21 protein-coding genes and 1 tRNA gene are annotated in these 25454 nt (G+C 66.3%); 11 read left to right on the forward strand and 11 right to left on the reverse strand.

Annotated features, from left to right (window positions below; genetic code table 11):
• Nucleotides 1–233 precede the first annotated feature (233 nt).
• The 4 genes from ACOFKW_RS00080 to ACOFKW_RS00095 are packed head-to-tail and all read left to right on the forward strand — an operon-like array spanning nucleotide 234 to nucleotide 3871.
• Nucleotides 234–1118, forward strand: a complete 885-nt coding sequence (locus ACOFKW_RS00080) for an acetaldehyde dehydrogenase (acetylating) (protein WP_419815316.1) — start codon at nucleotides 234–236, stop codon at nucleotides 1116–1118.
• The gene (dmpG, locus tag ACOFKW_RS00085; protein ID WP_419816880.1) at nucleotides 1115–2182 is read left to right on the forward strand and encodes a 4-hydroxy-2-oxovalerate aldolase; all 1068 of its coding nucleotides are present in this window, start codon (nucleotides 1115–1117) and stop codon (nucleotides 2180–2182) included. Before ACOFKW_RS00080 ends, dmpG begins: the two co-directional genes overlap by 4 nt.
• Before the next feature lie 40 nt (nucleotides 2183–2222).
• On the forward strand, nucleotides 2223–3056 hold the full coding sequence (locus ACOFKW_RS00090; protein WP_419815317.1) for an IclR family transcriptional regulator: 834 nt from the start codon (nucleotides 2223–2225) through the stop codon (nucleotides 3054–3056).
• A 5-nt stretch (nucleotides 3057–3061) separates the two neighbouring features.
• Nucleotides 3062–3871 carry a 2-keto-4-pentenoate hydratase gene (locus ACOFKW_RS00095; RefSeq protein WP_419815318.1) on the forward strand — a complete coding sequence of 270 codons (810 nt, stop codon included), beginning with the start codon at nucleotides 3062–3064 and terminating at the stop codon, nucleotides 3869–3871.
• Nucleotides 3872–3950: 79 nt separating this feature from the next.
• On the opposite strand, the gene ACOFKW_RS00100 is transcribed toward ACOFKW_RS00095, so the two are convergent.
• Together ACOFKW_RS00100 and ACOFKW_RS00105 are read right to left on the reverse strand one after the other, a co-directional pair.
• Nucleotides 3951–4262: a hypothetical protein gene (locus ACOFKW_RS00100; RefSeq protein WP_419815319.1), complete on the reverse strand. Its 312-nt coding sequence runs from the start codon at nucleotides 4260–4262 to the stop codon at nucleotides 3951–3953.
• A 165-nt stretch (nucleotides 4263–4427) separates the two neighbouring features.
• The gene (locus tag ACOFKW_RS00105; RefSeq protein ID WP_419815320.1) at nucleotides 4428–5639 is read right to left on the reverse strand and encodes a beta-propeller fold lactonase family protein; all 1212 of its coding nucleotides are present in this window, start codon (nucleotides 5637–5639) and stop codon (nucleotides 4428–4430) included.
• A 460-nt stretch (nucleotides 5640–6099) separates the two neighbouring features.
• On the opposite strand from ACOFKW_RS00105, the gene ACOFKW_RS00110 reads away from it, so the two are divergent.
• The 3 genes from ACOFKW_RS00110 to ACOFKW_RS00120 are packed head-to-tail and all read left to right on the forward strand — an operon-like array spanning nucleotide 6100 to nucleotide 12031.
• On the forward strand, nucleotides 6100–9030 hold the full coding sequence (locus ACOFKW_RS00110) for a TonB-dependent receptor domain-containing protein (protein WP_419815321.1): 2931 nt from the start codon (nucleotides 6100–6102) through the stop codon (nucleotides 9028–9030).
• 31 nt (nucleotides 9031–9061) lie between these two features.
• Nucleotides 9062–10297, forward strand: a complete 1236-nt coding sequence (locus ACOFKW_RS00115) for a hypothetical protein (protein WP_419815322.1) — start codon at nucleotides 9062–9064, stop codon at nucleotides 10295–10297.
• Between the two features lie 48 nt (nucleotides 10298–10345).
• Entirely contained in the window at nucleotides 10346–12031 is a 1686-nt protein-coding gene (locus ACOFKW_RS00120) for a PQQ-binding-like beta-propeller repeat protein (protein ID WP_419815323.1), read from the forward strand.
• A 72-nt stretch (nucleotides 12032–12103) separates the two neighbouring features.
• Here ACOFKW_RS00120 and ACOFKW_RS00125 read toward each other — a convergent pair whose 3' ends face one another.
• Nucleotides 12104–15103, reverse strand: coding sequence for a TonB-dependent receptor domain-containing protein (locus tag ACOFKW_RS00125; RefSeq protein WP_419815324.1), 3000 nt, complete (start codon nucleotides 15101–15103; stop codon nucleotides 12104–12106).
• A gap of 371 nt (nucleotides 15104–15474) precedes the next feature.
• Here ACOFKW_RS00125 and ACOFKW_RS00130 point away from each other — a divergent pair, with 371 nt between their 5' ends.
• Nucleotides 15475–15663 carry a hypothetical protein gene (locus ACOFKW_RS00130; RefSeq protein WP_419815325.1) on the forward strand — a complete coding sequence of 63 codons (189 nt, stop codon included), beginning with the start codon at nucleotides 15475–15477 and terminating at the stop codon, nucleotides 15661–15663.
• Nucleotides 15664–15694: 31 nt separating this feature from the next.
• On the opposite strand, the gene ACOFKW_RS00135 is transcribed toward ACOFKW_RS00130, so the two are convergent.
• From ACOFKW_RS00135 to ACOFKW_RS00145, 3 genes are all read right to left on the reverse strand, one after another.
• Nucleotides 15695–16597 carry a hypothetical protein gene (locus ACOFKW_RS00135; RefSeq protein ID WP_419815326.1) on the reverse strand — a complete coding sequence of 301 codons (903 nt, stop codon included), beginning with the start codon at nucleotides 16595–16597 and terminating at the stop codon, nucleotides 15695–15697.
• Nucleotides 16598–16748: 151 nt separating this feature from the next.
• A tRNA-Lys gene (locus ACOFKW_RS00140) sits at nucleotides 16749–16824 on the reverse strand.
• Nucleotides 16825–16953: 129 nt separating this feature from the next.
• On the reverse strand, nucleotides 16954–17970 hold the full coding sequence (locus ACOFKW_RS00145) for an SMP-30/gluconolactonase/LRE family protein (RefSeq protein WP_419815327.1): 1017 nt from the start codon (nucleotides 17968–17970) through the stop codon (nucleotides 16954–16956).
• 124 nt (nucleotides 17971–18094) lie between these two features.
• On the opposite strand from ACOFKW_RS00145, the gene ACOFKW_RS00150 reads away from it, so the two are divergent.
• Nucleotides 18095–19672: an aldehyde dehydrogenase (NADP(+)) gene (locus ACOFKW_RS00150; protein WP_419815328.1), complete on the forward strand. Its 1578-nt coding sequence runs from the start codon at nucleotides 18095–18097 to the stop codon at nucleotides 19670–19672.
• A gap of 1 nt (nucleotide 19673) precedes the next feature.
• On the opposite strand, the gene folK is transcribed toward ACOFKW_RS00150, so the two are convergent.
• Complete coding sequence (folK, locus tag ACOFKW_RS00155) at nucleotides 19674–20177, reverse strand: 2-amino-4-hydroxy-6-hydroxymethyldihydropteridine diphosphokinase (RefSeq protein ID WP_419815329.1); 504 nt, start codon at nucleotides 20175–20177, stop codon at nucleotides 19674–19676.
• 27 nt (nucleotides 20178–20204) lie between these two features.
• On the opposite strand from folK, the gene ACOFKW_RS00160 reads away from it, so the two are divergent.
• Entirely contained in the window at nucleotides 20205–20891 is a 687-nt protein-coding gene (locus tag ACOFKW_RS00160) for a uracil-DNA glycosylase (RefSeq protein WP_419815330.1), read from the forward strand.
• A gap of 71 nt (nucleotides 20892–20962) precedes the next feature.
• Here ACOFKW_RS00160 and ACOFKW_RS00165 read toward each other — a convergent pair whose 3' ends face one another.
• Nucleotides 20963–21598: a hypothetical protein gene (locus ACOFKW_RS00165; RefSeq protein ID WP_419815331.1), complete on the reverse strand. Its 636-nt coding sequence runs from the start codon at nucleotides 21596–21598 to the stop codon at nucleotides 20963–20965.
• A gap of 113 nt (nucleotides 21599–21711) precedes the next feature.
• Nucleotides 21712–22488 carry an SDR family oxidoreductase gene (locus ACOFKW_RS00170; protein ID WP_419815332.1) on the reverse strand — a complete coding sequence of 259 codons (777 nt, stop codon included), beginning with the start codon at nucleotides 22486–22488 and terminating at the stop codon, nucleotides 21712–21714.
• A 175-nt stretch (nucleotides 22489–22663) separates the two neighbouring features.
• Here ACOFKW_RS00170 and ACOFKW_RS00175 point away from each other — a divergent pair, with 175 nt between their 5' ends.
• The gene (locus tag ACOFKW_RS00175; RefSeq protein ID WP_419815333.1) at nucleotides 22664–23860 is read left to right on the forward strand and encodes an MFS transporter; all 1197 of its coding nucleotides are present in this window, start codon (nucleotides 22664–22666) and stop codon (nucleotides 23858–23860) included.
• An 11-nt stretch (nucleotides 23861–23871) separates the two neighbouring features.
• Here ACOFKW_RS00175 and ACOFKW_RS00180 read toward each other — a convergent pair whose 3' ends face one another.
• On the reverse strand, nucleotides 23872–24624 hold the full coding sequence (locus ACOFKW_RS00180; RefSeq protein ID WP_419815334.1) for a peptidase: 753 nt from the start codon (nucleotides 24622–24624) through the stop codon (nucleotides 23872–23874).
• Nucleotides 24621–25445 (reverse strand): transglutaminase family protein, encoded by an 825-nt coding sequence (locus ACOFKW_RS00185; RefSeq protein WP_419815335.1) that lies wholly within the window; start codon nucleotides 25443–25445, stop codon nucleotides 24621–24623. The genes ACOFKW_RS00180 and ACOFKW_RS00185 overlap by 4 nt, the downstream gene beginning before the upstream one ends.
• Nucleotides 25446–25454 lie beyond the last annotated feature (9 nt).

Consider the following 25454-nt stretch of genomic DNA (forward strand, 5'->3'; position numbering starts at 1 on the left):
CCGAGATAGGCCAGAAGAGCGGGTTGCTATCCAGAGGCAACGGGCAAAGCATCTCATCTAATGAGAGATTTATCCAGTCCGGCTTTGAGTTTTGGCGCGCGCCTTGCAACATCGGGTCAACGAGCCGGCCCAGGCGTCCGGACAAGCAAGAACGACAAGGGGGGATTGTGGCGGCAGGCGAGCCTAAGGTTAAGGTCGCGATCATCGGATCCGGGAACATCGGCACCGACCTGATGATCAAGATCATCCGCACCTCCGACGTGCTGGAAATGGGCGCCTTCGTCGGCATCGATCCCGAGAGCGACGGGCTCAAGCGCGCGGCGCGGCTGGGCGTCGCCACCACGCACGAAGGCATCGACGGGCTGGTCCGGATGGCGATCTGGCCCGAGATCGGCATCGTCTTCGACGCGACCAGCGCCGGCGCGCACAAGCACCACAGCGCGGTCAGCATCGCGGCGGGCAAGAAGGTCGTCGACCTGACCCCGGCCGCCATCGGCCCCTATGTCATTCCCGTCGTCAACGGCGACGCGCACCTCGATGCCGACAACGTCAACATGGTGACCTGCGGCGGCCAGGCGACGATCCCGATCGTGGCGGCGGTCAGCCAGGTCGCGCGCGTCCATTACGGCGAGATCGTCGCGTCGATCTCGTCGAAGTCGGCCGGCCCCGGCACCCGCGCCAACATCGACGAGTTCACCGAGACGACGTCCAAGGGCATCGAGACGGTGGGCGGCGCCGAGCGCGGCAAGGCGATCATCATCCTCAATCCGGCCGAGCCGCCGATGATCATGCGCGACACGGTGTTCACCCTGTCGTCGGGCGCCACCGAGGCGCAGATCGAGGCCTCGATCCTGGCGATGGTCGAGAAGGTCCGCGCCTATGTGCCGGGCTACCGGCTGAAGCAGCAGGTCCAGTTCGAGCGCTTCGGCGCCAACAACCCGGTGGTCATCCCCGGCGTCGGCAGCTTCGAGGGCATCAAGACCAGCGTCTTCCTCGAGGTCGAGGGCGCCGCGCACTACCTGCCCGCCTATGCCGGCAACCTCGACATCATGACCTCGGCAGCGCTCAAGACCGCCGAGAAGATGGCGCTTCGCACCGCGACGAAGAAGGCGGCCTGATGTTCGACCCCCGCACCGACAAGCTCTACATCCAGGACGTGACGCTGCGCGACGGCATGCACGCGGTCCGGCACAAGTACAGCATCCAGCAGGTCGTCGACATCGCCCGCGCCCTCGACGAGGCCGGCGTCGATGCGATCGAGGTCGCGCACGGCGACGGCCTCAACGGCTCGTCGTTCAACTACGGCTTTGGCGCCCACACCGACTGGGAGTGGATCGAGGCGGTCGGCAAGACCGTCACCAAGGCGCGGCTGACCACCCTGCTGATCCCCGGCATCGGCACCATCGAGGACCTGCACCGCGCCCATGACCTCGGCGTCACCTCGGTCCGCGTCGCGACGCACTGCACCGAGGCCGACATCTCGAAGCAGCACATCGGCTTTGCCAAGAAGCTCGGCATGGACGTCTCGGGGTTCCTGATGATGAGTCACATGTCCGAGCCCGACGCGCTGGCGCAGCAGGCCAGGCTGATGGAGGACTACGGCGTCGACTGCGTCTATGTCACCGACAGCGGCGGCGCCCTCGACATGGACGGCTACACCGCCCGGCTCGAGGCCTATGAGCGCGTGCTGCGGCCCGAGACCCAGCGCGGCATCCACGCCCACCACAACCTGTCGCTCGGCGTCGCCAACTCGATCGTCGGCGCGCAGGGCGGCGCGGTGCGCATCGACGCCTCGCTGGCGGGCATGGGTGCCGGCGCCGGCAACGCCCCGCTCGAGGTGTTCATCGCCGCTGCCGACCGCAAGGGCTGGCACCACGGCTGCGACCTGTTCAAGCTGATGGACGCCGCCGAGGATCTCGTCCGCCCGATGCAGGACCGCCCGGTCCGCGTCGATCGCGAGACGCTCAGCCTGGGCTATGCCGGGGTCTACTCCTCGTTCCTGCGCCATGCCGAAAAGGCCAGCGAGGAGTACGGCGTCGACACCCGCAGCATCCTGGTCGAGCTCGGCCGGCGACGGATGGTCGGCGGGCAGGAAGACATGATAGTAGACGTCGCACTCGACATGGTCGCTGCCGGCCAGTCGAACACCGGTCGACCTGCCCCGGCAGGCGAGGGACTGTGAGCACGGAGAGTTTGTCGGGTTTGAAGGGCTGAGAACAACCATGTCGACCCCCAGGAATCAATCGGTCATCAAGGCCTTCCGGATGCTCAAGCTGTTCGTCGGACCCGACGAATGGCTGACCAGCTCGGAGCTCAGCCGGCGCGCCGGCCTGCCCGAGGCCTCGGGCTACCGCCTGATGCAGACCCTGGAGGAAGTCGGCGCCGTGGTGCGCGGCCCGCGCGGACGCTACCGCCCCGGCATGCTGCTGCTGTCGCTGTCCCGCGACGTCGACATCGGCAACCTGCTGCACGAGGCCTCGCAGGGCATGATCGTCCAGCTGGCGCGCCAGCTCGACGTGACGCTGCACATCGGGCTGCTCGACGACGGCATGGTCACCTATGTCTCCAAGGTCGGCACCCCGACCTCGTTCCACACCTTCACCCGCCTCGGCGCCCAGCTCGAGGCCTATTGCTCGGGGCTCGGCAAGGTCCTGCTCGCCGCCCTGCCCCAGGAGGAACTCGACCGCTTCCTGCTCAGCGGCCCGCTGATCCCGCTGACCCCCTATACGATCACCGATCCCGAGGCGCTGCGCACCCATCTCGACGAGATCCGCCGCACCGGCTTTGCCCTCGACGACCGCGAGGTGCGCGAGGACATGTGCTGCATCGCCGTGCCGATCCGCGACGCCCAGGGCGCCATCGTCGCTGCCATCTCGGCGACCGACACCGTCGAGCGCATGACCCCCGAGCGCCTCGCCACGCTGCGCGCCGCCCTCGACACCGCCGCTGCCGGGATCAGCCGCAAGGTCTTCCCGGTCGAGCCGCTCGGCGACCCGATCGGCCTTGCCCCGCGCTCGCCGCTGCGCGAGACCTCGGCCACGCACGGCTCGGCATGACCGGCATGACCACAGCCGACCCCCGCTCGCCCGGCCACGATGTCGAGGCCATCGCCCGGCGCCTCGACCACGCCTGGACGGCGCGCACGCCGATCGCCCCGCTCAGCGACACCGACGCCATCGACGTCGCCACCGCCTATGACATCCAGACCGCCTGGGGCCGCCTGCGCCTGGCCCGCGGCGAGCGCATCGTCGGGCGCAAGATCGGCCTGACCAGCCCGGCCATCCAGGCCCAGCTCGGCGTCAGCGAACCCGACTATGGCGCGCTCTGGGCCGCCAGCCACTATGCCACCCGCGACGGCGTCGTCACCATCCCGGCCGCCGACTTCCTGCAGCCGCGCATCGAGGGCGAGATCGCCTTCCGCCTCAGCCGGCCGCTCCGCCAGCCCGGCGTCACCGCCGAACAGGTGATCGCTGCCACCGACGCCTGCGCGCTCGCCGTCGAGATCGTCGACAGCCGCATCGCCGACTGGAAGATCAAGCTCGTCGACACCATCGCCGACAACGCCTCCTACGGCGGCTTTGCCCACGGCCCCTGGGACGCCGCCATGCGCACCAGCGACCTCGCCGCCCTCGCCATGCAGATCCATCACAACGGCACCCTCGCCGCCGAGGGCCTGGGCAGCGCCGCACTCGGCAACCCCGCCCTGTCCACCGCCTGGCTCGCCAACAAACTCCTCGAGTTCGGCGTCAACCTCGAACCCGGCGACATCGTCATCTCCGGCGGCATCACCAAGATGCTCCCCGTCAAACCCGGGGATACCTTCCGGTTCACCCTCACCGGACAACCAGACCTCACCGTCAACTTCACCTGACGACACAAAACCGCCGGGCCGCGAAAAACGCAGACCCGGCGGAAGGATAGAGCGAGCCTAGCCGTTGCCGGCCAGGTACCTAGCGCTTGGCTGGCGCCGCGCCGGCCGCCGGTGTCGGGCCAAGGTTCTTGGCGAGATACTGCACGATCATCTGATAGTCCGGGTCGGCGACCTGCGCACCACGCGCGATCATCTGGTCGACCGTATCGGCCCAGTCAGCCTGGGTCTTGCGTTGTTCGGTGACCTGGGTGATCGCATGGCAGGCGGTGCAGGATTTGAGCACCTGCTCCTTGCCTGGACCATCGGGAAGCGCAGGCTCCTGCGCCGACGCGAAACCAGCCGACATCATCGCACCGAACGCCAGCGGAACCAAATATGTTGCAAGTCGCATTCTTCACTCCTGCCTATGCTTCAACATAGCCGATCCAAGCTGCGCCCAAGATGAACGGCCGCGCGATCGGCGTGAATTTCGATGACCAGTTCGTCACACCCGATCATTGGGTCGTGTGCAAGTGTCGATCTGGACGCAGCGCCACTCTGCCCCGTCCTACCGCATTCAGCGGCTGCGCGCCGTCGCGATCGCACCCGGCCGCGTGTCGAAGGTCAGCGTCGCGTTCTCGACCGGCGTCAGCTTCGATCCATCGAAGGCGAAGGTGGTGATGGTCTTCTCGACCGCGCACTGGACCAGGATGTGGCGACCGTCGTCGCTGAAGGTCGCACCCTGGCAGTTGTGGCCGACGTTCGCCTCGGCGAGCTGGACGAGTTCCGCCTTGCCGGCCCGGTACACCCGGACCCGACCGACGACGTCGGCGAAGTTCGCCGCGTCACGCGTGAAGGCAGAGCCGTTGCCGACGATCGAGACGAGATAGCGACCATCCGCCGACAGCGCGACATGCTCCGGCGTCGGGCCGACGGTGATGGCCGCGACCATCGCCTGGGTCCGCAGGTCGACCGTCGAGATCGCCCCCGCCTTGCCGGACGACGGTGTTCCCCCGAAGTTGGTGTTGTAGAGGTAGCGTCCGTCATGCGTGATGATCGCGCCATCGGGGTTGGTCCCGACCGCGATATCGGCCCCGCGGGTGACTGTCGTCCCGTCGATCAGCAACCTGGTGATCTTGCCGTCACCGAAGCGGACGACATAGGCCGACCGGCTGTCCGGCGCGATGACGACGTCGCGGGGTTCGGCCTTGGGCTCCAGCCGGATCGTCGACACCAGCTTCATGTCCTTGCCCGGCGTGATCGAGAGCACGGAAACCGAATCGTCGCTTGCCGAGACGATCAGCGCCAGCTTCGTGTCGCGGGTCATCGTCACGCCCATCGCGCCGGGCGGGAGTTCCAGGCTTTGCACGACACGCGGCTTGGTCGGAACGCTGATGTCGATCATCGAGACGACGCCATAGGGCTGAAGCTTGTTGTCCGGTCCGAAGCGCTGCGCCGACGTCACCAGCGCGAACCGGGCGTTCGGCGCAACGGTGATCGAAACCGGCGGGCCGTTGAGCGTCGCCGGCGCATTGACGCGGCCGAGCACCTGCGGACGTCCGGCACGGTCGAGCGACAGGGTCAGCACCTCGTCGGGGAACGGCCCGGCGACCGCATCACCGGAGCGCACCTGCTTGCCGTCGTTGGCGGAGACGATCACTTGGGCTCCGGCAGCGGTAAACGCGCTTGCGCCGAGCATGCACAGGAGGGCGAGCATCGCTGCGGGTCTGCTGGACATCGGCGCGGCGGCGTCGAACCTGGCGCGCGCGGTCTTGCTGTTATTGCTCATGGTGCATCCTGCTCCCCGAAGATTGCCGATCGCTTCCCGGCTCGGGCCGGAAAAGCAAGGTATGAAATCGGACGATGAAGCCAGACCGCCGGGGCCAGGCTCCGAGATCGTCGTTCGCCCATGGTGCCGAATTCAGTTCGCCCGATCTGAAGCCGGGCTATGTGAGCTCCATAAAGCGAGTTCTCGGCGCACCTTAAAGAGCAAGGTCTTCAGCCCTCTCACTGTATGAGAGAAATCCAATAGCCGGCTTTTGAGATTAGCAGGCCTTGTTGCAATAGAAGTTTAACGAAGCTGGACTGCGATCCGGATGTCCGTAGAGACGAGTCTTCAACAAGACAGGGGAACGGGTTCGCCCACATCCACTGCGTCCTCGATCGTCGCCCGACGAACCTGATTAATTCAAAAAAGTAGCTGTAGCAATACTACAGCAATATTCTTGAGGGAGAGAATGATGTCTAGCATGTCGTACAAATTTGCTCGCGGCGCATCGCGGGCGGCACTCGCCTCCGCAATGTACTTCGTCGCCCTGCCAGCTCTCGCCCAGACAAATCCGGCACCTGCTCCGGCGCAGGCGAGCCCTGCTGCACCGAGCTCGACCGAAGTCCAGAACTCGGCGCTTGCCGTTCCCGGCGCACCGACCGCTGCCACCGACGAAGGCGAAATCGTCGTCACCGGCACCAGCATCCGCGGCGTCGCGCCGATCGGCTCGAACCTGGTATCCGTCGGTGTCGAGGCGCTCCGTGCCACCGGCTCCCAGAGCGTTACCGGCGCCCTGGCCTCCGTCCCGGCGCTGAGCGGCATTACCGGCCAGGGCAACACATCGGCATTCTACCAGCCCAGCATCCACCAGCTCGGCGCCAGCGCCAGCAACTCGACCCTGGTCCTGATCGACGGCCACCGCGGGCCGACGGGCGGCACCAACCACACCTTCCTCGACCCCAACATCGTGCCCAACATCATGATCGAGCGGGTCGAAGTGCTCGCCGAGGGCGCCTCGTCGGTCTACGGCTCCGACGCGGTCGCCGGCGTCATCAACTTCATCACGCGCCGCAAGTTCGACGGCTTCCAGGCGGAGGCCTCGACGACGCTGCGCGACGGCACCGTCGGCTATACCGCCGGTGTGCTCGCCGGCAAGACCTGGGATCGCGGCTCCGCCATCTTCGGCGCGCAATATACCTACCAGGACAATCTGCAGAACAAGGATCGGGGCTTCACCTATCCGAACCATCTGGCGCAGGGCGGCAACAACTTCCTGACGCGCTCCTGCTCGCCGGCAGCGATCCAGCCGAACGGCACGGGCAACATCTACCTGTCGCCGACGGCGACCTCGTCGGTTCCCAACACGGCCGCCAACTATCCTTGCTCGAGCTGGGGCGTCACCGATCTGGTCGGCTCCGAGGAGCGCGAGAACGTCATGGCCAAGCTCAGCTTCGACATGACCGACAATCTGACGATCGGGCTGGACCTGCTGTACGCCCGTCGTCGCAACGACACGCTGCAGGGTGCCGGCACCGTGCAGGCGACGGTCTTCGCCACCGGCGCGCAGGCCAATCCGTTCTACATCAACCCGCCCGGCGTCACCGCCGACCGGCAGGTCGTGACCTGGGATGCCACCGACCTGGTCGGCCCGGCACACGGACGGTCTGAGTCGGACAGCATGTATGCGAACTTCACCGCGGCCTATAAGATCACCGATAATTGGAACTTCGACTTCCTCGCCAGTGCCGGGCGCGACGAGAGCACGACCTTCACCACCGGCACGATCAACAGCAGCGTCGCCAACCTGGCGCTGAACGGCACCACCAACGGCGGCGGCAGCCTGACCGCAGTCTCGGTTCCGGGCACCACCACGATCGTGACCCAGCTGCCGCTGACCACGGCGAACGCACTCGATGTCTGGAACCCCGCCGCGACCAATCGCACCTCGGCGGCGACGCTGGCGCGCCTGCTCGACAATGCCAACCGGCTGCGCGCGACGTCGGGCTACCAGCAGGTTCGCGGCAACGTCAGCGGCTCGCTGTTCGACCTGCCGGCCGGACCGGTCAAGATCGCCGTCGGCGGCGAGATGCTGAAGACGCAGCTCAGCCAGTTCGTCACCCGCGCCAACAACAGCGGCCCGGCGTCGAGCGGCTCGCAGCAGTTGTTCTTCCCGTTCAAGCGGACCGTGTTCTCGGGCTTTGCCGAGTTGAACATCCCGCTGGTTTCGCCCGACATGGAAGTGCCGTTCGTCCACCGCTTCGACCTGTCGCTGGCCGGCCGCTACGATCACTACAGCGACTTCGGCAAGACGACGAACCCGAAGGTCGCGTTCAACCTCGAGCCGGTCGAGGGCCTTCGCCTGCGCGGCAACTGGTCGACCTCGTTCGTCGCGCCGCCGCTGACCATCGTCGGCGACCAGTTCGGCGCGTTCGGCACCGCCGGCTGGGGCACGCAGACCAACAACATCAACGTGCCGGTCGCCGCCTATCCCGACGTCGTCAAGATCCTGCCGAATTGCGCCGGCCAGGCGCTTTGCAACATCGGTACGCTCCAGGGCATCCAGAACACCACCGGTGATCCAAATGCCGGTCCGCAGAAGGGTAGCGGCTGGTCGCTCGGCTTCGATGTCCAGCCGGCGCTGGTTCCCGGCCTGCACACCAGCTTCAGCTACTGGACGACCAAGTTCAAGGGCGGCGTCACCGGTCCGCAGTTGAGCAACGTCATCAACACGGCCTCGGCCCAATACCTCCTGCAATTCTATCCGAATTGCGCGACGCCGGCCCAGATCGCGGCACAGACGCAGGGCATTCCGCAGACCAGCTCGACCGCGGCGTGCACGAGCTATATCTTCCACACGCTCAACACCAACTGGCTCAACCTCGACATCGCCGGCATCGACTATTCGATCGACTATGACCTGCGGACCGATACCGCGGGCACGTTCAGCGCCGGGCTGTCGGGCACCGAGTTCGTCCAGTTCGACCAGTCGTTCGGCTCCGGACCGAAGTACAGCGTTCTCAACACCGCGGGTAACAACGGCACATTCCCGTCGCTCAAGCGCAAGGCGCGTGGCTATATCGGCTGGTCCGATGGTCCGTTCACCGCCCGCATCTTCGCGAACTACACCGGGTCGTTCCGCAACTGGTCGTCGAACACGGTGACGCCGCTGACCCGCGACGCGGCCGGCAACCCCAACGGCGGCGGCGACAAGGTCAAGGCGCAGACGACGATCGACCTGAACGTCGTCTATGACTTCACCGGCGGCTTCCTCGACGGTTCGCAGGTATCGATCGCCGCGACGAACGTCTTCGACAAGGATCCACCATTCTATAATGGCGCGACGGGCTATTATAGCCTGATCCACAACCCGTTCGGCCGGACCGTCACCGTCGCGCTGCGGGCCAAGTTCTAAGGCGCCCCGCGGCCCCAGTCAGGAGAAGACGATGAAGCTCAATGGTTTTACCGGTACGGCGATCGCAGCCCTGCTGGCAGGCGCGACGATGGCTTCGGCCCAGTCGGTGCCGGCGACGCGTGGCCCAGCGGCGAACGGCCAGCCGGCCTGGTTCCTCCAGGGCAGCTTCCCCGATCCTCAGGGCTATACCTCGACGGCGCCGGGTGGCGTCGTGACGGTGGTGCCGCGGCCGGCCACCCCGCCGACGCTGGCGCTGCCCAATCCGCCGCCCTGCCGCCGCGCGCCGGAGTGCGGCAACCGCATGCCCGGTGCGCCGCTGCGCTCGCAGATGCAGCGCGTGCAGTGGGAACAGAAGCTCGGCTATGACTTCACCTATCCGATCGATCTTCCTGCCGGGACCGGCGGCGTGCCCTCGGTCGCCCTCGATTCCAAGGGCAACCTCTGGGTCTTCCAGCGCAAGCCGACCGGCATGCCGCAGCTGTTCAAGTACGACCGCAACAACAAGCTGGTCCTGACGGTCGGCGAGGACGTCATCGGGCACCACAACAAGGCACACGGCATGGCCGTCGATGCCGACGACAATGTCTGGATCCTCGACACCGGGCTCGCCACTGCGACCAAGCTGTCGAGCGACGGCAAGGTGCTGATGCGCCTCGGCGAGCGTGGCCACCGCGGCGACTGGATCGAAGACAAGGGCCAGCGGCTGCTGTGGGAGCCGGTGATGATCGCGTTCGGCAAGAACGGCGACCTCTACATCGCCGAAGGCCACGGCAACGAAAGCCCCAACGACGCGCAGAGCGATGATCCGACCAACCAGTCCGGCGCCGCCCGGGTCCTGCAGCTCGACAAGAACGGCAAGTTCATTCGCCAATGGTATGGCAACGACGTCGGCGAGGGCAAGTTCGCCAACGCCCATGCGATCGGCATCGACCCGACCAACGGCGACGTCTGGATCGGCGACCGCGAGGACTATCGCATCCTGATCTATTCGTCGGACGGCAAGTTCCTGCGCCAGCTGCCGACACGCAACCTCGTCTGCGCCATCATGTTCGATCCGCAGGGTAATCCCTGGATGGCGAGCGGGCAGGACGGCCAGTATCTGAAACTCGACCGCACCGGCCGCGTGCTCGGCGCCATCGGCAACGGCATGGGCATCGGCCGCGGCCAGTTCACCGAGGCGAGCTATTGGGTCTTCGACAAGCAGGGCAATTTGTACGCCGGCGACACCAGCGTCAGCCGGGTCACGGTGATGAAGAAGTCCCGCTGACCCATTCCCGGCGGCCCGGCTGGGTGGCCTAGACCATCCGAGGTATCGATGCTCAAAGCATTCCTGGCCGCCGCCGTCGCCCTGCCTGCCATGGCGATCGCGCAGACCCCTGCAGCGGCACCTGCCGCGGCGCCTGCCGCCGACTGGCCGACCTGGGGCTATGACGAGGAACGCACCGCCTGGAACCGGGGCGAGACCAGACTGTCCAAGGCCAATGTCGGCAAGCTGCGCGTCCAGTGGAAGGCGCAGCTGGCGACCCCGGCGCGCGACGTCGTCCTGTCGACGCTGACCGCACCGATCGTCGTCGCCGGCGTCGCCACCGCGCAGGGGCCGCGGGACATGCTGTTCCTGCTCGGTGCCGACGACGTCCTGTACGCCCTCGACGCCAACACCGGCGCGAAGCTGTGGGAGAAGCGCTTCCCCAACCCGGTCAAGCCGGCGCGTCCGGCGACCTGGCTGTGCTCCAACACCAACAATGCGACCCCGACCGCAGACAAGGCGCGCGGCATCATCTATTTCATCGCCAGCGACGGACTGCTGCGCGGTCTGTCGCTGGCGGACGGCAGCGAGCGCCTGACGCCGGTGGAGATGGTCGCGCCCTACACGCGTGCCTGGAGCCTCAATCTGATCGGCGACGTGGTCTACACCACCAGCGGTCGCGCCTGCGGCCAGTTGATGGACCCGAAATCGCCGATGTACCTCGCGCGGGACCTCGACGAAGTCTACAACCCCGACCTGCCGCCGACCGACCCTTCCGCGGTCACCGCCGTCGACGTCGGCGATCTGGGCAAGCCGACGCTGACCCGCTTCTACACCAGCGGTAGCCGTCCGGCGGCACCCTGGGGCCGCGGCGGCCTGATCAAGGGGCCCAACAACAGCGTCCTGCTCGAGACGTCGGACGGACTCTATGACCCTCAAAGCGGCTATTGGGGCGACAGCCTGCTGCGCCTGTCGGCCAAGGCGGCGCGACTGGTCGACAGCTTCACCCCGTCCAACGCCAAGTACATCCTGCAGCACGATCTTGCCGGCTCGGCCAGCCCGACGATCTTCCCATTCGGCGACAAGACGCTGGTCGCCTATGTCCAGAAGGAGAGCGTGCTGCGGCTGCTCGACGCGAAGAACCTCGGCGGCCGCGCCGCTGCCCAGCACCAGCAGCCGCTGTGGCAGTCCACCCTGCTCGGCAACGATCGCGCGGTCGGCACCGATCCCAGCCAGGGCGTCTGGGGCGCGATCACCACCTACCTCGCGCCTAACGGCAAGCGCTACCTATACCTGCCGATGTGGGGGCCGATCTCGGTCAAGGCGCCGACCTTCCCGGTCAGCGGCGGCGACGCACCGAACGGCATGATCATGGCCTTCGAGGTCGTCGACAAGGGCGGCACCATCTCGGCCGAGCCGCGCTGGACCTCGACCGACATGATCATGGCGGACCCGCCGACGGTCGCCAACGGCGTGCTGTACGCCACCTCGACCGGCGGCCAGCCGATGCAGAATCCCAAGCTGCCGGACGGCACCAAGCTGTCGTCGGCAACCGCTGAATCGGCGAAGCGGCGGTCGACGCCGACCGGCAATCTGACGCTGTTCGCCTATGATGCGGAGTCGGGCAAGCAACTGTATTCGAGCAAGAAGCTCATCACCGACTGGGTGCATTTCAACCAGCCGGTCGTCGCGCTCGGCAAGGTCTTCATCGTCACGCACGACGCCCAGGTCTTTGCCTTCGGGGTCGGCAAATAAGCCAGCCGCCGCGGCCGGACACACAAAGGGCGGGCACCGTTTGCACGGTGCCCGCCCTTTTCGCGTTCCAGCCTAAAAGTTGAAGCGCACGCCGACCGTGTAGTAGCGGCCGAGCACATCGGCATAGTTCACGGTCGGATAGCGCAGCCCGATGCTGCCGGTGTAGCCCGGATCCTGGAAGATCCCGCCCTTGGCGTTGGTCAGATTCGCGACGTTGACGAACATCGTCGCGCTCTTGTCGCCGACCGGGATGTCGTACGAGACGTTGAGGTCGGTCTGCCAGTAAGCCGGGACGTTGGGGATGTTGTAGACCAGCGTCGGATTGGCGCTCTGGTGGACGGAGGAATAGAAGCGCTCCAGCACGTCGATGCTGAACCCGCCGAGGCGGTACGCTGCGGTGAAGTTGACCTTGTCCTTCGGCACGGCCTGGGTACCCGAGGCGTTGGTGGTGATCGCACCCGGGATGGTCGTGGTCTTGGTCGTCGGCTGGTGCGTCCACAGCCCGCGCAGGTTCAGCGTACCGTCCAGCCCGAGGTCGGACAGTTCGGCGCGGTAGTTGACCTCGACGTCGATGCCCTTGGCATGAAGCTGCGCGATATTCTGGTTGAGCGAGTAGACCAGGGTCGGGAAGTTCGCCGCCGAGGTATTGTTGTACGAGATCGGCCGATTGACCAGGGCGCAATACGGCGACGAGCCGTCGGAGCCGAGGCACAGGCTCTGGATCAGCGGGTTGAGGCCGTTGACCGCGCCGATCGCGTTGCTGATCTTGACGTTGTAATAATCGACCGAGACGCTGAAGTTGCGGAAGAAGGTCGGGTTGAAGACGACGCCGACTGTCAGGTTCTTGCCGATTTCGGGGCGCAGATTGGGATTGCCACCCGCCACCGTGTTGAGCTGTGCGGCGACGTTGGTCAGCGGATCGGTGACGCCGGAGGCGCTGATGATCTGATTCTGGTACAGGTCCCACAGGGTCGGGGCGCGGAAGTCACGCGAGCGCGTGGCGCGAACCCGAAGACCGTCGGTGACCGCCCACTCGAGGCCGAGCTTCCAGGTCTTGGCGTTGAACTTGGTGTTGACCCCGCCATTGCCGGATGCGTCGTACTTGGCATAGCGGAAGGCACCGTTCAGCGACAGCAGGTCGATCAGCGGCAGGTCCTTCAGGACCGGGAAATTGGCCTCGACGTTTGCCTCGTAGATGTCCTCGCTGCCGTTGGCGCCCGACTGTACTTCCTTGAAATACGCCAGGTTCGACGTCGGATAGGACCCCGTCAGCGAGTTGCCGGCCGGCCCGAGACGCAGGTTCGCAGGGTTGAAGGCGGTGTTCGGCACGGTCGTCGTGACCTTCAGGCCCTGGTGACGATACTGGCCACCGACGGCGACCTTCATCGGTCCGGCCCAGCCCTGGAACAGCGTGCCGGTCGCGTTGGCACCGAAGTCGTCCATGGTGTTCTTGGCCGTCCACGACGTCGTGTCGAAGGTGAAGTCCTGCGCCGCGTCGGAGGCGCGGTTCTGGCCGAACAGGTTGAGCGGCGCGCAGCCCGGGAAGGCGCCCGGCGTCGTCAGGGTCGCCCGACAGACGATGTTGCCCGACGCCGGATCACGCACTGCATCGACCGCTGCATAGAAGTTGGCGGTGTTGACGTTGTTGATCGAGGCGAAGCGGGTCTTGTTGTCGCCGCGGGTGTAATGCGCATCCCAGGCGAAGTCGCCGAACAACTGGCCGTTGACGCCGACCGTGCCGGCAGCGGCCGTGATCTTCTGGTCGAGGGCGAGCTGGCGCATCAGGTCGTTGTCGAAGCGGTTGACGGCAAAGCTGGCAGTGCCCGACGAGGTCAGCGCCGCCTGCTGTGCCGCGGTCAGATAGGCGTTGCCGCTATAGATCCACAGCGGATAGGAGCCCGCGGCAGTCGTCGGATTGGCCGCCGTCGCGTTCGAGATGTTGGTATAGATCTGGCTTGCCGCATAAGTGTGGTTGGCGGCGTAGCGACCCTGGACGTAGAAGTGCATCGTGTCCGTCAGGTCATAGTCGAAGCGTCCGAAGGCCTGTGCGGTGCGCAGGTTGGGGACCAGATACTGGTTCTGGGTGTAGCCGCCGTCGCCGCCGATCGCCGCGTTGGCAGTAGCCGTCGGCGTACCGCGGTTGAACGGCGCCAACGAACCGTCGTTCAGGAATTGCTGCCCTGCGAACGGTCCGGTCAGGACCAGTCCGCCCGGTGCCGCGTTGCTCTGCCGGGCGCCATAGACCAGGTTGTAGGGGTTGGCCGCGGTGCCGCCCCCGACGACGGCCGGGTACAACTCGCCATATGGGCGGCTGGCGGTGTCGCTGACGCCCCGGCGCTTGAAGTATTCGGCGCTGACTTCGAAGTGGCCCCGATCACCGATGTTCAGGCCATAGGCGAGGCCGCCGCGCACCGATCGCGCATCGCCATAGTCGGAGATGCCGCTCTGCACGACGCCCTTGAGGCCGACGAACTTGGTATCGGTGATGAAGTTGACGACGCCGGTGACCGCATCCGAACCATAGACCGCCGAGGCGCCGCCGGTGACGACCTCGACACGCGACAACAGCAGCTGGGGCAGCATGTTGGTGTCGACGGTCATGTCGTAGAAGGTTCCGGGCACCCGATTGCCGTCCTGCAGGATCAGCGTCCGGATCGCGCCGAGCGAGCGCAGGTTGAGGAAGTTGCCGGGCGCTCCAAAACCGCGGCCGTTGGCGCCGATGGCCGCGTTGTTAGGGGTCGCCGAACCGGCGTTGAACTGAGGCAGCTTGTTCAACGCGTCCGGAATGTTCGTCGGCGTGGTCCGCTGCAGCTGCTCGGCCGAGACGATCGTCAGCGGCGTCGGCGAGTTGTTGCCGTTCTGGATGCGAGATCCGGTAACGACGATCTCCGCATCGTCGCCGGTGCCGTTCGCGCTGACTGCGGTCTGGCCCTGCAAGCCCGGATCGGCGATGCCGGAAGCGGCATTTGCCGGCGGCGCAGTCGGTGTCGCCTGATCCTGCGCAAGCGCCGCGGTCGAGGCCGTCATCGCCAGCGAGCTGATGCCCGACAGCCAGATCCTGCTGATCTTCATGATTATCGTCCCCAAGCCCTGAAATGAAATATTGTCGGTATATTGCTGTCGCGAACTTACCGGCGCGTTGCGGCCCCTGTGGCTCCTCCAGTGACGGAACTCAAAGCGCCGAGACCGCAACCGTCTCATCTGTTGAGTTCGGTCGGTCGTTACGGCTGCATCGTGAGGCTGGAGGTTGGTCGGCCCAGAGAGGTTTGAACCCGCGATCTACTGATCGAGAGGTCGTAAGAAAGCGTTCGCTTTCAGTGCGCCTGGTGACTTTTCGCGTGAAGTGCCCTTGCGTAAATAACCGCAGGGGCCAGCGTTGGACTCAAGACTAGGCGCAGCGGACGCATTGCCTCAGCCGCGCCCATGTCAAGCTGCCGCGGAACGTGACCTTCACCGGCTTCCGGCATGGCGGCGCGACGGAGCTCGGCGACGCCGGCACTATCGAGCTCCGCCCGATCAGCCGCCACAAGACGCTCGTCCACACGTCGACCTGCAACGAGCTAAACGACGAGAAGGGGCGTGGCGTCGCCGGCCAGCATAACGCTCAGGTGGACTGCAAGAAGAGAGATTAGCTTGGCCTAGCAGTTAATTTGAAGCCTCGAACTAAAGGGCGATCTTTGTGGAAATCGTGCCATCCGCGAGCGCGGATTGTCCGCCTTCAAAGTGCGCTTGCATCGCTATCAGAATACTTCGGACCAGCTTGTACAGTCTCCCAACAATATCAAACACAAGCTCGCCCGCGAAAGGGACATTTTTTGGAAATCTAAGTTCGCTGCTGATTGTCGGAGCCTTTGTAACGTTAAGAGGCCGGCGACTTCTTTGGATCTCCATGACCATTCCTGGCTGAATTGTCCAGAGCGAAGACCGGTTCGTGACCCCTTCAGCGGTTATGTAATCAATTGCTCCCGACGTTGTCGTCAGGACGGTTACAAGCATCTGGTGCTTCTGCAAGTTGTCAAGTTTATTTAACGCCCAGAGTGGATAGTTGCCCGCTTCCCAAGGCTGGAACACTTCGAAAACAAGACGTTCTAAGTCGGGCACTGAGGACCTGATCAGCGCCATCGAGGCTTTTGTATTGCGGGTATTACCGCAGTCAGGGCAGGTACGTCGCCCGGGCTCAAAGGACGCTCGAAGGCCGGACTCCGTAGAATGGAAAGGAAAAGCAACGCGCATGTCCTGTTTACCACCCGCCTCGCGGACGATCATACTTACCGCCGTATCTAGGGCGCTTCGTAGACTGTGAATCCCTGTGCCGATAAATAGTGCAATTTGGCGTGGGAGACGTTCCGCAAATAGCTCTGTTACGTAGGTTGATGATTCCGCCTCATAGCGTTCTCGTATGCCGGTGCCGCCGTTCTGCGTATAAGTGTCGAGTAGATAAAGCGCCTGCAGGAACTGATCGTCAGCCCAGTCGAGTTTGAAAGCGGCCTGCCAGAATAGCCCGCTTTTCAAAGGAGCGAGATCCGGCGAATCTATATCTAGTCCCAAAGAAAACGCCTCCAGCAAAAGGATCGGCTACATCCCGAACGTTTGACCGCCGATACGAACTCATAAGAGATTCAACGTAGGTACGTCCGACCAATCTGTGGCGAGACATTCATGTCGCAATGCGGTCGCAATGCCGTTCGCTTGAGCCCCGCCAAGTCCTCGAAAACGTTGGTGAGCCCTGCGGGATTTGAACCCGCGACCTACTGATTAAAAGTCAGTTGCTCTACCGATTGAGCTAAGGGCTCGTCCCAACGTTTCGGCGACCTCGGGGCTGTTGGCCCAAGTTCGCCCGGCGAGACGCCTATACCGGCAGGTGGCGCGGATTGTCGAGGGTTCCCGGCCCGGTGTGCGGCCGGGTCACACCGGATGCGGCGCTACGCGGTCGGCAGCTTGCGCGCCTTGACCTTGATGCGGGCGACCTGGTGATTGCAGGTCATGTACAGATAGCCGTCCGCGCCGAAGGTGCAGTTGGCGCAGATGCCGGTGATGCGGATCACGCCGAGGCGCTTGCCCGACGGGTCGAGGATCCAGATGCCGTCGCGCGACGACGTCCACATGTTGCCCCGGCTGTCGATCTTCAGTCCGTCTCCGCCCGGGATGGCGTCACGCGCGATGAAGGTACGGGTGTCGGCGAAATTGCCACGGTCGTCGATGCTGTGCGCCAGCCAGCCGGCCTTGATATCGGTATGGTACACCGTGCGGCCATCGGGCGAGATGCCGATGCCGTTGGGGATGTCGAACTTGCCCATCAGCGTCACGCTGTTATCGGGCGCGATCCGGAAGACGCCGGTATAGTCCATCTCGCGCAGCGGCGAGTTGACCTTGTCCTTCAGCCCATAGGCCGGGTCGGTGAAGTAGATCGAGCCGTCGCGCGGCGAAATGCACATGTCGTTGGGGCTGTTGAAGCGCTTGCCCTCGAACTTGTCGGTCAGGACGACGCGCTGCCTGGTCTTGAGGTCGATGCGGCTGACGCAGCGATTGCCGCTGTCTGCCGCGAGCAGGCCGCCGCGGCCGGAGAACAACCCATTGGTGCCGGGCTCGACGATGCCGTCGGCGACGCCGCGAGCATAGCCCGACGGGTCGATCCACACCTTGTCGCCGTCGCGCTTGTTCCAGCGGTGGATGCGGTTGCCGATGACGTCGGAGTAGAACAGCGCGCCGTCCGCGCCGCCGACCCAGGTCGGGCCCTCGCACCAGGTCAGTCCCGAATTTATGGTCTCGAGCTTCGCGCCGACGTCGATCAGTGCGTCCAGCGCCGGATCGAGCCGCTCGACCCGCCCGATCACGTCGGGAGTAGCCGGTGCCGCCTGGGCGCGCAGCGGCGCCGTCGCGAGTGCGGTACCGAGCGCGAGTCCGCTCGCCAATAGTCCGCGCCGAGTGACTGTCTGCATCGTCTCGTCCTCCCCAACTTTTGTCGGACTATATCGGCCTGCACGGGAGGCGTATAGCGGGCAGAGGTGGTGCCTGTGCACCGTCTCGTCTAAGGGCTGCCACGCCCCAAAGAAGGAATTCAGCTTGTTCGACGGATCAATCCTGCTCGGCGCCAAGACCGAGCATCGTGACGGCGGTTTTGCAGCGATCGACCCGGCCACCGGCCAGGCGCTGGAGACGCTGTTCCCCGAATCGGGTGCTGCCGAAGTCGAAGCCGCCTGCGCGCTCGCCGCTGCCGCGTTCGACACCTACCGCGAAACCACGCCGGAGGAGCGCGCCCGTTTTCTCGAGACCATCGCCGAGAAGATCATCGCCATCGGCGACACGCTGATCGCCCGCGCCATTTCGGAAAGCGGCCTGCCCCGTCCGCGCCTCGAGGGCGAGCGCGGTCGCACGGTCGGCCAGTTGCGCCTGTTCGCCTCGGTGCTGCGTCAGGGCGACTGGCTCGGCGCGACGATCGATCCGGCCATGCCCGACCGCGCGCCCCTGCCCCGCCCCGACCTGCGGCTGCGCAATATCGCCATCGGCCCGGTCGCGGTGTTCGGCGCCAGCAACTTCCCGCTCGCCTTCTCGGTAGCGGGTGGCGACACCGCCTCGGCACTGGCGGCAGGCTGCCCGGTCGTCGTCAAGGGTCATCCGGCGCACCCCGGCACCGGTGAGCTGGTTGGTCGCGCCATCCAGGCGGCGGTTGCCAGCTGCGGTCTGCCGGAGGGCGTGTTCTCGCTGTTGCCCGGCACCACCAATGCACTCGGCGGCGCGCTCGTCGCCGATCCGCGGATCAAGGCGGTCGGCTTCACCGGTTCGCGCGGCGGCGGCCTCGCCCTCGTCGCCATCGCCGCGGGCCGGCCCGAGCCGATCCCGGTCTATGCCGAGATGAGCAGCATCAACCCGGTCGTGCTGTTCCCCGCCGCGCTCGCCGCGCGCGGTCCGGCGCTGGCTCCGGGTTTCATCGCCTCGCTGACCATGGGCGCGGGGCAGTTCTGCACCAATCCCGGCCTGGTGCTGGCGATTGCCGGGCCCGAGCTCGACGCGTTCATCGCCGCCGCCGCGACCGCGCTAGCCGACAGCAAGCCGGTGCAGATGCTGACCCCCGGCATCCACGCCAGCTTCGAGAAGGGCGTCGACGCGCTCGCCTCGCACTCGTCGGTCGAGGTGATCGCGCGCGGTTGCGTCGGCGACGGCGTCAACCAGGCCCGCGGTGCGCTGTTCGCCACCGATGCCGCCGCCTTCATCGCCGACGCGGCGCTCGGGCATGAGGTGTTCGGCTCCTCCGCCGTCGTCGTGCGCTGCGCCGACATCACCGAGATCGCCAAGGTACTGGAGGCGCTCGAGGGCCAGCTCACCGCCACCCTGCACCTCGATGCCGCCGACGAGCCGCTCGCCGTCGGCCTGATGCCGATCCTGGAGCGCAAGGTCGGCCGCATCCTGGCGAACGGCTGGCCGACCGGCGTCGAGGTCGCGCATGCGATGGTCCACGGCGGACCGTTCCCGGCGACTTCGGACTCGCGCAGCACCTCGGTCGGCAGCCTGGCGATCACGCGCTTCCTGCGCCCGGTCAGCTACCAGTCGCTGCCCGAGGCGTTGCTGCCGGTCGCGCTGCGCGACGGCAATCCGTGGCAGGTCGCCCGCCGCATCGACGGAAAAGTGACCGCCGCCGAGTAACTCAACCGCGCCGCAGCAGCCTCGCCCGCAGTTGCCGGCTGGTGGCACCCAACACCGGGTGCCGCCAGCCGGGCGCGACCTCGACCAGCGGATCGAGCACGAAGCGGCGCAGCGCGATCCCCGGATGCGGCACCACCAGCCCGGCCCGCGCGCCCCGCCAGCCGAGGCGCGACGGCAACACCGCATCGCCCTGCGCCAATATGTCGAGATCGAGCACCCGCGCCCCCCAGCGCCTTCCGCCGCGCCGGCCAAAAGCGCGCTCGATCGCCTTCAGCCGCACCAGCACCTCCGGCAGCGCCAGCGCGCTCGCTACTTCGACCACGGCGTTGGCATAGCTGCGCCCGCCCGGTCCGAACGCCGCAGTCGCATGAATTCGGGAGCGCCGCACCACGGCGAACCCCGCCTCGGCCAGCGCCACGACCGCTGCCTCGACGACGCCCGCCGGGCTGCCGAAGCGGCCATGCCGTCGGTTCGAGCCCAGTGCGATCAGGATGTTTGCGGCCATGCCCGGTCGCGCATACACAGCGCCGCCATGGACACCAACTCTGCAGACACCGAGACCCACGCGCCCCTGGCCGACCCGCACTTCGCCGATCCGCCGCGCGACTGCCCGATCTGCCCGCGGCTGGTCGAGTACCGCCTCGCCAATCGCGCCGCGCATCCCGACTGGTGGAATGCGCCGGTGCCGGGCTGGGGCGACGCGAACGCCTGGCTGTGCATCGTCGGCCTGGCTCCCGGCGTCACCGGCGCCAACCGCACCGGCCGCCCGTTCACCGGCGATTTCGCCGGCACCTTGCTGTACGAGACACTGGCCAAGTTCGGCCTGTCGGAGGGCGTCTTCGATGCCCGCGCCGACGACGGGCTGCGCCTGACCGGCGCCTTCATCAGCAATTCGGTGCGCTGCGTGCCGCCCCAGAACAAGCCCGAGGTATCGGAGATTCACGCCTGCCGCCCGTTCCTCGAGGCGCAGCTCGCCAGCCTACCGAATTTGAAAGTCGTGCTGGCACTCGGCACCATCGCCCACCAGTCGGCGGTCAAGGCGCTCGGCGGCAAGCTGCCCAAGCACCGCTTCGCCCATGCCGCCGTGCACCGGCTGCATACCGGCCCGGTGCTGGTCGATAGCTATCATTGCTCCCGCTACAACACCAACACCGGCCGCCTGACCGCCGAGATGTTCGAAGCGGCATTCGCAGCGGCAGTGGCGGCGCGTCCCGGCTGACCCGCCCCAGGCTGAGTGCCAGCCCATCGACGTCCGCCCCAAACTTGGCCCCTGTATCGAGACGCTGCCGCTCACTCTCCGTGAGGAAGAAGCGCCAGCGCGTCGCGCCGCTCGGGAACATAGCGGCCCTTGACCAGGCCAGCCAGGCCGAGCGCGCGAACATAGATTTCGCGGCGATCGTACAGCGCGTCGATCAAGGCCCGGTTGCCGACGCCGGGCTGCAGCGCGCGGATCGTTGCCGTGACCAGCTGCGCCGCGCGGCCGTGCTGGACGGCCATCGACCAGACGACATCGCTGACCGCCGGGCACCGGGCCGACAGGTCGATGCGCGTCAGCAGGCGGACCTTGGCGACCACGACCGCGAAATGCGTGCGCTGGATGAAGTCGTGCTGGGCAGCGAAGAAAGCGGCGGCCTCGCTCGTCGCAACCACCTTCCATGCCGCGGCGAACCGTCCCGCCCGGGTCGGGTCGAGGCCGGCGAACAACGTCGCCCACGGCTTGCCCTCGGCCTTCAGGAACGCCAGCACCTGCTGCCCGGCCTGCACCGTCGACGACAGTTGATACGCGCCATAGCTCCTGCCGCCCGGATCGGCGCTGCCCTGTCCAAGCAGGCCGGTCGAGACGACGGCGCAAGCCAGCGCCTCCTGCCCCGGCCTGAAGCCGGTTTCAAAGCGCATCGAAAGATCGCCGAGACGGTGGCCAGGCATCGTGCATCTCCAGGCTTGAGGATTACGCACGCTCCTACTCAGCCAAATCTATAGCCGATCTGGTACAAATTGTCAAGGCTGAGGTTCGTTCCTCCTGGCTCGGAGTGAGCAGGTCAGACGACCGAGACGCCGCCGTCGATGACGACGCTCTGCCCAGTCATGAATCCGCCGGCCCGGCTCGCCATCAGCACTGCCATGCCGGCGATCTCGTCGGGGATGCCGATGCGGCGCAGAGGGGCGGCGGCGGTCGAGTGCTTCAATATCTCGGGATTGTCCCACAGCGCCTTGGCGAAGTCGGTCTTGACCAGCCCGGGCGCGATGCAGTTGACCCGGACATTGTCGGGCCCGAACTCCGCCGCAAGGTTGCGCGCCAGCTGCATGTCAGCAGCCTTGGAGATGCAATAGGCGCCGATCACCGTCGACCCTTTGATGCCGCCGACCGAGGAAATGATCGTGATGCTGCCCGCCTTGCGCTGGCGCATCGCCGGCGCGACCATGGCGATCAGCCAATGGTTCGAGACGATGTTGTTCTGCAGGATCTTCAGGAACTGGTCGTCGGTGATCCCCGACTGCGGCCCGAAATAGGGGTTCGAGGCGGCGTTGCAGACCAGCGCGTCGATCTGGCCGAACCGCTCCAGCGTCGCATCGACAAGATGCTGGAGGCTGGCCTTGTCGGCGATGTTGGCGGGAATGGCGACGGCGGCCTCGCGCCCGACGGCGTCGTTGATCTGGCCCACGGCGATGTCGCAGGAATCGGCCTTGCGGCTGCTGACCACGACATTGGCACCGTGTTCGGCCATGCGGTGCGCGATGGCCTTGCCGATGCCGCGCGACGATCCGGTGATGACCGCGGTCTGGCCGCTGAGGTCGAACAAGGCGGGCTGTGTCATGGCGTCGGGCTCCCAAGGTTTGTTGGCGCGCATCTTTCATCGGGCCGGTGCGCGATGCAACCGGGGCGCGGCCTGCTGCGGCACGCCTGCCACGAACTTGGGTTTCGATGCCCCTTGCGGATGACAGCCGAAATTTTAACCGCCATGGTGGAACCGATCGAATCCGGAGTCCCGAGTGCCAGCAAGTCCAGCCGTACGCTCAACTGTTCTCGCCTGCCTGTTCTTCGCAGGCTTCGGCTGCCTGATTCCGTTCCTGCCGCTTTGGCTGGAGAAGGTCCATGGTTTCTCGGGCGCCGAGATCGCCGTCGTGCTGGCCATTGCCGGGTTCAGCCGGGCGATCGCCGGGCCGTTGACCGCGGCCTGGGCCGACGGGCGCAGCGACCGCCGCGCGCCGCTGTTCCTGTTCACCATCGTCCTGACCGCCGGGTTCATCGCGCTGCGCTTCCTCGATGGCTTCGCCGCGGTGTTCCTGCTGATCCTGTTGCTCGACATCGCCTATTGGGGCCTGTTGCCGGTGGTCGAGACGGCGCTGCTGCGGCTGACCCGCACCGGCAAGCCGAGCTATGGTTTTGCTCGTGGCCTCGCCAGCGCGGCCTTCGTCATCGGCACCACCACCGTCGGCTTGCTCAACGACTGGATGCGCAGCTTCTGGCCGATCTGGGGCTTCATGCTGCTGGTTTCGATGCTGATGATCGCGGGGAGCGCTTGGATGCCCAAGGAGCCGGTACTGGCCGCCGAGGAGCGCCGGGTGCCGTTCGGCGAGCGGCTGTCGTCCGGCCTCGGCATGCTGCGCAACCCCGAGTTCACGCTGTTCATCTTCGCCGCCGGGCTGATCCAGGCCAGCGCCGCCTTCCTTTACACCGCTGGCTCGCTGGTCTGGTCCAACGCGCAGGGGCTGAGCAGCTCGACCATCGCGATGCTCTGGAACGTCGGCGTGCTGGCCGAGGTCGGCTTCCTGATGTTCCTCGGCAACTGGTCGGCCAAGTTCCGGCCGGAAACGCTGATCGTCGCGGGCGGTGTTGGTGCGGTGCTGCGCTGGACCGCACTCGCGGCCCTGCCGCCGGTGTGGTTGCTGGTGCCGTTGCAGCTGCTCCATGCGCTCAGCTTCGCCGCGACGTTCCTCGGTGGCATGCGCTTTATCCAGACCATCCACGGTGACGACCGGGCACCGACGGCGCAGATGATCTACATGGGCCTCGCCAATGCGCCGACCTATGCCGCGGCGGTGCTGGTCTCGGGACCGTTGTACGACCGGGTCGGCGCGGTCGGCTATCTGGCGATGACCGCCGTTGCTGCGGTCGGGCTGGTCATGGCGATCATGCTGCGCGCCCGCGGCATCGCCGGCGCCACGGGGTCGACCCGGCCAGCCTAGATCCGACCCGCCTAGATGACTTGGGGCGGGCCATAGGGCGGCGTCGGGATTTCGCGCTGCGCCGCCTGCAATGCTGCGCCCCAACGGTCGTCGAGTTCGCGGTAATATGCGTCCTCATGGTCGATGCGGTGGTTTAGCCCCGGCTCCGAACAGCCCGGCTCGATGGTCAGCAGGTCGATCGGCAGCCCGACCGCAAGGTTGGAGCGCATGGTCGAGCTGAACGAGATCAGCCCGACCTTGATCGCCTCGGCGATCGGCGTGTCATAGGTGATCTGCCGGTCGAGGATCGGCTTGCCGTATTTGTGCTCGCCGATCTGCAGGAACGGCGTGTCGGACTGGCACTCGATGAAATTGCCGCTGCCGTAGATCAGGAACAGACGCGGCTTGCGCCCGCCGATGCTGCCGCCGAACAACAGGCTGGCGCCGGTCGCGATCTTGTCGTTGTCGATGGTCGCCTCGATGACCGACTTGGCCTCGCGCAGGGCGATGCCGACCAGCTGCGCGGCGCGGAACATCGACGGGGCGTTATCCAGCGTGTCGCGCTCGTCGGCACCCGGCAGGGTCATCGCATCGGTCAGCTTGGCGACCGCCGCCTGGGTCACCGACAGGCTGCCGGCGCTGGACACCGCCAGGCAGCGCCCCGGCTGGGTGCCGAAGACGCGCAGCTTGCGATAGGTCGAGATGTTATCGACGCCGGCGTTGGTGCGGGTGTCGGCCATCATCACCAGCCCGTCGCGGACCAGTATGCCGATGCAATAGGTCATTGCTGCTGCTGGCCACCGCCATAGGTCGCGCCTGAATCGAACGCGTTGACCGAGACGCGCATGGTCTCGACACCACCGCCGCGCCGCGCGCCGCGCACCGGCGCCGCATCCAGATAGTCGAGGCCGACCGCGACCCGGACATGCGCCGCCGTCGTCGAGATACCGTGCGTCGGGTCGAAGCCGACCCAGCCGAGATCGTCGACCCACGCTTCCGCCCAGGCATGGCCGGCACCCTGCGTCTCGTGATTGACGAAATGCCCCGAGACATAGCGCGCCGGAATGCCGAGGTGCCGGGCGCCGGCGCAAAAGATGTGGGTGTAATCCTGGCAGACGCCCAGCCCCTGGCCGAACGCCGTGGCGCTGTCGGTGCCGGTCCCGGTCTCGCCGACCTGATAGGTCATATGGTCGTGGACCCCGCTCAGCATGGCGTGCAGCGATTCCAGCCGGTCCTTGCCGGCAAAGCTTTCGGCGAATTCGCGGATCGCCGGGTCGGGCAGGCTCAGCCCGGTGGTGCGCAGGTACAGCACTGGCGGCAGCGGCTCGTTGGCGCCTCTGATGACGCCGCCGGTGTCGACCGTCTCGACCTCGCCCGCGACCTTCAGGGTCAGCTTGGTGATCGGGTGCTCGGCATAGAAAGTATGGGTCCAGTTGCCGAACACGTCGGTGCCGAGCTGGAGCGAGCCGTCGGCATCGACGTCGACCCGCCACGCCAGCACGTGCAGGTCCTCATGCGCGTGCGGCTGCACCCGCAGCAGCTGAACGACGTTGCTGGCCGGCAGCGCATAGTCGTACGCCGTCGTGTAATCGATCCTGATCCGCACCTGGCGCGC

It is taken from the genome of Glacieibacterium sp. (assembly GCF_965200405.1).
Taxonomy (GTDB): Bacteria; Pseudomonadota; Alphaproteobacteria; order Sphingomonadales; family Sphingomonadaceae; genus Glacieibacterium.

Excerpts from the sequence above, each read along its gene's own strand:
- ACOFKW_RS00080 (WP_419815316.1), top strand. The coding sequence starts at position 234 with ATGATCAAGATCATCCGCACCTCCGACGTGCTGGAAATGGGCGCCTTC.
- ACOFKW_RS00090 (WP_419815317.1), top strand. The coding sequence starts at position 2,223 with ATGTCGACCCCCAGGAATCAATCGGTCATCAAGGCCTTCCGGATGCTC.
- ACOFKW_RS00095 (WP_419815318.1), top strand. The coding sequence starts at position 3,062 with ATGACCACAGCCGACCCCCGCTCGCCCGGCCACGATGTCGAGGCCATC.
- ACOFKW_RS00100 (WP_419815319.1), bottom strand. The coding sequence starts at position 4,262 with ATGCGACTTGCAACATATTTGGTTCCGCTGGCGTTCGGTGCGATGATG.
- ACOFKW_RS00105 (WP_419815320.1), bottom strand. The coding sequence starts at position 5,639 with ATGAGCAATAACAGCAAGACCGCGCGCGCCAGGTTCGACGCCGCCGCG.
- ACOFKW_RS00110 (WP_419815321.1), top strand. The coding sequence starts at position 6,100 with ATGTCGTACAAATTTGCTCGCGGCGCATCGCGGGCGGCACTCGCCTCC.
- ACOFKW_RS00115 (WP_419815322.1), top strand. The coding sequence starts at position 9,062 with ATGAAGCTCAATGGTTTTACCGGTACGGCGATCGCAGCCCTGCTGGCA.
- ACOFKW_RS00120 (WP_419815323.1), top strand. The coding sequence starts at position 10,346 with ATGCTCAAAGCATTCCTGGCCGCCGCCGTCGCCCTGCCTGCCATGGCG.
- ACOFKW_RS00125 (WP_419815324.1), bottom strand. The coding sequence starts at position 15,103 with ATGAAGATCAGCAGGATCTGGCTGTCGGGCATCAGCTCGCTGGCGATG.
- ACOFKW_RS00145 (WP_419815327.1), bottom strand. The coding sequence starts at position 17,970 with ATGCAGACAGTCACTCGGCGCGGACTATTGGCGAGCGGACTCGCGCTC.
- folK (WP_419815329.1), bottom strand. The coding sequence starts at position 20,177 with ATGGCCGCAAACATCCTGATCGCACTGGGCTCGAACCGACGGCATGGC.
- ACOFKW_RS00160 (WP_419815330.1), top strand. The coding sequence starts at position 20,205 with ATGGACACCAACTCTGCAGACACCGAGACCCACGCGCCCCTGGCCGAC.
- ACOFKW_RS00165 (WP_419815331.1), bottom strand. The coding sequence starts at position 21,598 with ATGCCTGGCCACCGTCTCGGCGATCTTTCGATGCGCTTTGAAACCGGC.
- ACOFKW_RS00170 (WP_419815332.1), bottom strand. The coding sequence starts at position 22,488 with ATGACACAGCCCGCCTTGTTCGACCTCAGCGGCCAGACCGCGGTCATC.
- ACOFKW_RS00180 (WP_419815334.1), bottom strand. The coding sequence starts at position 24,624 with ATGACCTATTGCATCGGCATACTGGTCCGCGACGGGCTGGTGATGATG.